3 rRNA genes are annotated in these 5,608 nt (G+C 61.1%); all 3 read left to right on the top strand.

Annotated elements, in window-relative coordinates:
• Positions 1-206: 206 nt before the first annotated feature.
• Positions 207-1,736 (top strand): 16S ribosomal RNA (locus HMPREF1494_RS08770).
• 449 nt (positions 1,737-2,185) lie between these two features.
• A 23S ribosomal RNA gene (locus tag HMPREF1494_RS08765) occupies positions 2,186-5,265 on the top strand.
• 219 nt (positions 5,266-5,484) lie between these two features.
• Positions 5,485-5,601: ribosomal RNA gene (gene rrf, locus HMPREF1494_RS08760) — 5S ribosomal RNA — on the top strand.
• Together the 16S, 23S and 5S rRNA genes form the textbook arrangement of a ribosomal RNA operon.
• The last annotated feature ends 7 nt before the right edge of the window (positions 5,602-5,608 follow it).

Below are 5,608 nucleotides of genomic sequence, written 5' to 3'. Positions count from 1 at the left end.
GGTGCGGTGGTGGTTTGAGAACTCAAGAGCGTATCTGTACTACTTCTTTATAGTCAATGATTGCCAGTCCATCGTCGGCTCGCCGTGTTTCGGCGAGTGGCCGGGAGGCCTTGAAGGACGGTGGGGTTTTCGTGCGATGCGCCTTTCCTTATAAGGCGATCGTCAATTTTCTTGTGAGAGTCGTTTTCGGTTCTCTTCATGGTTTTTTCGTGGAGGGTTCGATTCTGGCTCAGGATGAACGCTGGCGGCGTGCTTAACACATGCAAGTCGAACGGGATCCCGGGGGTTCGCCTCCGGGTGAGAGTGGCGAACGGGTGAGTAATGCGTGACCGACCTGCCCCATACACCGGAATAGCTCCTGGAAACGGGTGGTAATGCCGGATGCTCCGGTTGGATGCATGTCCTTCCGGGAAAGATCCGTCGGTATGGGATGGGGTCGCGTCCTATCAGCTTGATGGCGGGGTAACGGCCCACCATGGCTTCGACGGGTAGCCGGCCTGAGAGGGCGACCGGCCACATTGGGACTGAGATACGGCCCAGACTCCTACGGGAGGCAGCAGTGGGGAATATTGCACAATGGGCGCAAGCCTGATGCAGCGACGCCGCGTGCGGGATGAAGGCCTTCGGGTTGTAAACCGCTTTTGATCGGGAGCAAGCCCTTCGGGGTGAGTGTACCCTTCGAATAAGCACCGGCTAACTACGTGCCAGCAGCCGCGGTAATACGTAGGGTGCAAGCGTTATCCGGAATTATTGGGCGTAAAGGGCTCGTAGGCGGTTCGTCGCGTCCGGTGTGAAAGCCCATCGCTTAACGGTGGGTCTGCGCCGGGTACGGGCGGGCTGGAGTGCGGTAGGGGAGACTGGAATTCCCGGTGTAACGGTGGAATGTGTAGATATCGGGAAGAACACCAATGGCGAAGGCAGGTCTCTGGGCCGTCACTGACGCTGAGGAGCGAAAGCGTGGGGAGCGAACAGGATTAGATACCCTGGTAGTCCACGCCGTAAACGGTGGATGCTGGATGTGGGGCCCGTTCCACGGGTTCCGTGTCGGAGCTAACGCGTTAAGCATCCCGCCTGGGGAGTACGGCCGCAAGGCTAAAACTCAAAGAAATTGACGGGGGCCCGCACAAGCGGCGGAGCATGCGGATTAATTCGATGCAACGCGAAGAACCTTACCTGGGCTTGACATGTTCCCGACGGCCGTAGAGATGCGGCCTCCCTTCGGGGCGGGTTCACAGGTGGTGCATGGTCGTCGTCAGCTCGTGTCGTGAGATGTTGGGTTAAGTCCCGCAACGAGCGCAACCCTCGCCCTGTGTTGCCAGCACGTCATGGTGGGAACTCACGGGGGACCGCCGGGGTCAACTCGGAGGAAGGTGGGGATGACGTCAGATCATCATGCCCCTTACGTCCAGGGCTTCACGCATGCTACAATGGCCGGTACAGCGGGATGCGACATGGCGACATGGAGCGGATCCCTGAAAACCGGTCTCAGTTCGGATTGGAGTCTGCAACCCGACTCCATGAAGGCGGAGTCGCTAGTAATCGCGGATCAGCAACGCCGCGGTGAATGCGTTCCCGGGCCTTGTACACACCGCCCGTCAAGTCATGAAAGTGGGCAGCACCCGAAGCCGGTGGCCTAACCCTTTTTTGGGATGGAGCCGTCTAAGGTGAGGCTCGTGATTGGGACTAAGTCGTAACAAGGTAGCCGTACCGGAAGGTGCGGCTGGATCACCTCCTTTCTACGGAGAGTTCAGGACGCGGTTCGTGTCCGGTGTGTGCCCCATGCGCGTGGAACGGTTCCACGGTCCCGTGTGGGGATGCTGGTGTGGAAGAGATCGTTGGCTTGGACGGGCCTGTCCCGTCCGGGAGTGGTATGGGTGTGCTTTTGGGTTCCCGGACCGCCACCCCACAGTCTTGGATTGTGGTGCGGTTCGATGCCCATGCGGGGTGGCCGGCGTCCGTTGGGCGCGTGGCGGAACGTGTGGCGCGTGGCGGTTTGAGAACTGGATAGTGGACGCGAGCGAGGGAGAACGGTTTCGTTTTCCCTTTGCTTATCGCGATTTCGCCAAACTCTTCTTTTTGAGTTTGGTTTCGAGATCGATCGTTTTGTGATCATTTGAACAGTGCGATGATTTGTCGTCTGGCAATCTTGCTATCAGGAAAGCCGCGGGATGGCACGGCCGTTGGCTGTGTCGCCCGCAAGGGCGCATGGTGGATGCCTTGGCAGACAGTACCGACGAAGGACGTTTGAGGATGCGATAAGCCTCGGGGAGCCTCCAGCATGGCTTCGATCCGAGGATTTCCGAATGGGGCAACCCGCCGGCCGTCATGGGCCGGCACCGCAGGCTTCTGCGGGGGGTACGCAGGGAAGTGAAACATCTCAGTACCTGCAGGAAGGGATACTCCGTGAGTAGTGGCGAGCGAAAGCGGATCAGACCAAACCGCGTGCGCGTGATACCCGTCGGGGGTTGCGTGCGCGGTGTTGAGGGAGCGCGTGTCCCGGTTCCGACGGACCGGGCGGGAGTCATAAAGCGGCTTGCCAGGGGAACAGGCTTGAAGGCCTGGCCGCAGAGGGTGCCAGCCCCGTACCTGGACGCTTGCCGTCTTCCGATCGCGTGTCCCAAGTAGCGCGGGCCTCGTGGAATCCCGCGTGAATCCGCACCGACCGTGGTGTAAGTCTAAGCATACCTGTCTGACCGATAGCGTACCAGTACCGTGAGGGAAAGGTGAAAAGCACCCCGGGAGGGGAGTGAAAGAGTTCCTGAAACCGTGCGCCTACGATCCGTCGGAGCCTCCCTCGTGGGGTGACGGCGTGCCTATCGAAAAATGAGTCTGCGAGTCAGTGATGCGTGGCGAGGCTAACCCGTCGTGGGGCAGCCGTAGCGAAGGCGAGTCCGAACAGGGCGTTTTACAGTCGCGTGTCCTGGACCCGAAGCGGGATGATCTAGCCCTGGGCAGGTTGAAGCGCGGGTAAGACCGCGTGGAGGACCGAACCCACCTGGGTTGAAAACCGGGGGGATGACCTGGGGCTAGGGGTGAAAGGCCAATCAAATTCCGTGATAGCTGGTTCTCTCCGAAATGCATTTAGGTGCAGCGTCGGCTTATTGCATCGCGGGGGTAGAGCTACCGGATGCTTGCGGGCCCTTGTGGGGTACCAACAGCAGCCGAACTCCGAATACCGTTGATGTGTATGCCGGCAGTGAGTCGGCGGGGGATAAGCTCCGTCGTCGAGAGGGAGACAGCCCAGACCGTCGTCCAAGGTCCCCAAGCGTGTGCTAAGTGGGAAAGGATGTGGGGCCGCATAGACAGCCAGGAGGTTGGCTCAGAAGCAGCCATCCTTGAAAGAGTGCGTAACAGCTCACTGGTCTAGTGGTCCCGCGCCGACAATGTAGCGGGGCTCAAGCACACCACCGAAGACGCGGCGGCGCGTGTATGCGCGCCGGGTAGGAGAGCGTCCTGCAAGGGGCGAAGCGGCCGGGTGACCGTGCCGTGGACTTTGCGGGAGTGAGAATGCAGACATGAGTAGCGAGAGACGGGTGAGGATCCCGTCCGCCGGATGACCAAGGGTTCCGGGGCCACGTTCGTCGTCCCCGGGTGAGTCGGGTCCTAAGGCGAGGCCGACAGGCGTAGTCGAATGGATGAACGGGTGGATATTCCCGTACCGGCAGCGAACCGACAGGACCGAGGCGGTGAGTACTAACCTCCGTCGCGGGCCGTTCCCCTCCTTCGGGTGGGGTCCGGCGCGTGGCGTTGGGAGCGTAGCCGTGGTAGGTGAGCGCAGGGGTGACACGGAATGGGAGCCGGCCGCGGAGGTGGTTTTCCGTGGTCAAGCACGCAGCCGGTCGCACAGGCAAATCCGTGCGGCGCGTACGGCGAGGTGCGATGATGGGAGCCGTTTCGGCTCGATATCCGGTGGTCCAGGCCGTCGAGAAAAGCCCCGGCGTCAGGCGCGTTGCCGCCCGTACCCCAAACCGACACTGGTGGTCAGGTAGAGAATACCAAGGCGATCGAGCGAATCCTGGTCAAGGAACTCGGCAAACCGCTCCCGTGCCTTCGGCATAAGGGAGACCCCCGCGGGTGAACGGACATGCTCCGGGAGCGTGTGGGGGTGGCACAGACCAGGGGGTAGCGACTGTTTACCAAAAACACAGGTGCATGCGAAGGCGTAAGCCGCTGTATATGCACTGACGCCTGCCCGGTGCCGGAAGGTTAAGAGGATCCGTCAGCCCCTCTTGGGGGTGAAGCGGTGAATTCAAGCCCCGGTAAACGGCGGTGGTAACTATAACCATCCTAAGGTAGCGAAATTCCTTGTCGGGTAAGTTCCGACCTGCACGAATGGCGTAACGACTTCCCCGCTGTCTCGACCAGGAGCTCGGCGAAATTGCAGTACGAGTAAAGATGCTCGTTAAGCGCAGAAGGACGAAAAGACCCCGGGACCTTTACTATACCTTGGTATTGGCGTCAGTCGCGGATTGTGTAGCATAGGCGGGAGGCTTCGAGGCGCGGGCGCCAGCCCGCGCGGAGCCGCAAGGTGAAATACCGCTCTGTTCTCGTTTGACGTCTCACCTCGGCAAGTCATCCTTGCCAGGGACAGTGCCTGGCGGGTAGTTTAACTGGGGCGGTTGCCTCCCAAAGAGTAACGGAGGCGCTCAAAGGTCCGCTCAGCCCGGTTGGCAATCGGGTGTCGAGTGCAATCGCACAAGCGGGCTTGACTGCGAGGACGGCGGTCCGAGCAGGGACGAAAGTCGGAGATAGTGATCCGGTGCCGGCGCACGGGCGCGGCATCGCTCAACGGATAAAAGGTACCCCGGGGATAACAGGCTGATCATTCCCAAGAGTCCATATCGACGGGATGGTTTGGCACCTCGATGTCGGCTCGTCGCATCCTGGGGCTGGAGCAGGTCCCAAGGGTTCGGCTGTTCGCCGATTAAAGCGGCACGCGAGCTGGGTTCAGAACGTCGTGAGACAGTTTGGTCTCTATCCTCTGCGCTCGTTGGAATCCTGGGGAGGCCTGCCCATAGTACGAGAGGACCTGGGTGGACGAACCTCTGGTATGCCGGTTGTCGCGCCAGCGGCACGGCCGGTTGGCTACGTTCGGGAGGGATAACCGCTGAAAGCATCTAAGCGGGAAGCCTGCTCCGAGATTAGGATTCCTTGGGCCCTTCGGGGTCCTGTAGCCCGCATGTGGAACACGTGTTTGATAGGCCGGAGGTGGAAGCCCCGCGAGGGGTGGAGCCGACCGGTACTAACGGGCGACGGCGACATAGCATCCCATTCCCCGCTCTTGTGTGGGGGTGGGTCCGCGTCTTTGCTGCTGCGGGATTGTTGGCGACAAGGAGCGTTGTTCCTGTGGTCACGAAACGGTGTTCGCGTCCGCTGTCCGGTTCCCGGACCGTCACGGCACGCGCCGGTGGCGGCGCGTGGGTGGTTTTCCCTTTTGGCCGGTCGGGGTCCCCGTTGGGGGTCCGGGCCGTCGGTGGTGGTTTTTGCGGTGGCCATGGCCCAGGTGTGACGCCCGGTCCCTTTCCGAACCCGGAAGCTAAGGCCTGGCACGGTGATGGTACTGCACCCGGCAGGGTGTGGGAGAGTAACACGCCGCCGCAAACATTCC

The organism is Bifidobacterium sp. MSTE12, assembly GCF_000513015.1.
Lineage (GTDB): Bacteria > Actinomycetota > Actinomycetes > Actinomycetales > Bifidobacteriaceae > Bifidobacterium > Bifidobacterium dentium.
The sequence above is the reverse complement of the archived record's forward strand: the minus strand, read 5'-3'. Positions and strand labels throughout refer to the sequence as shown.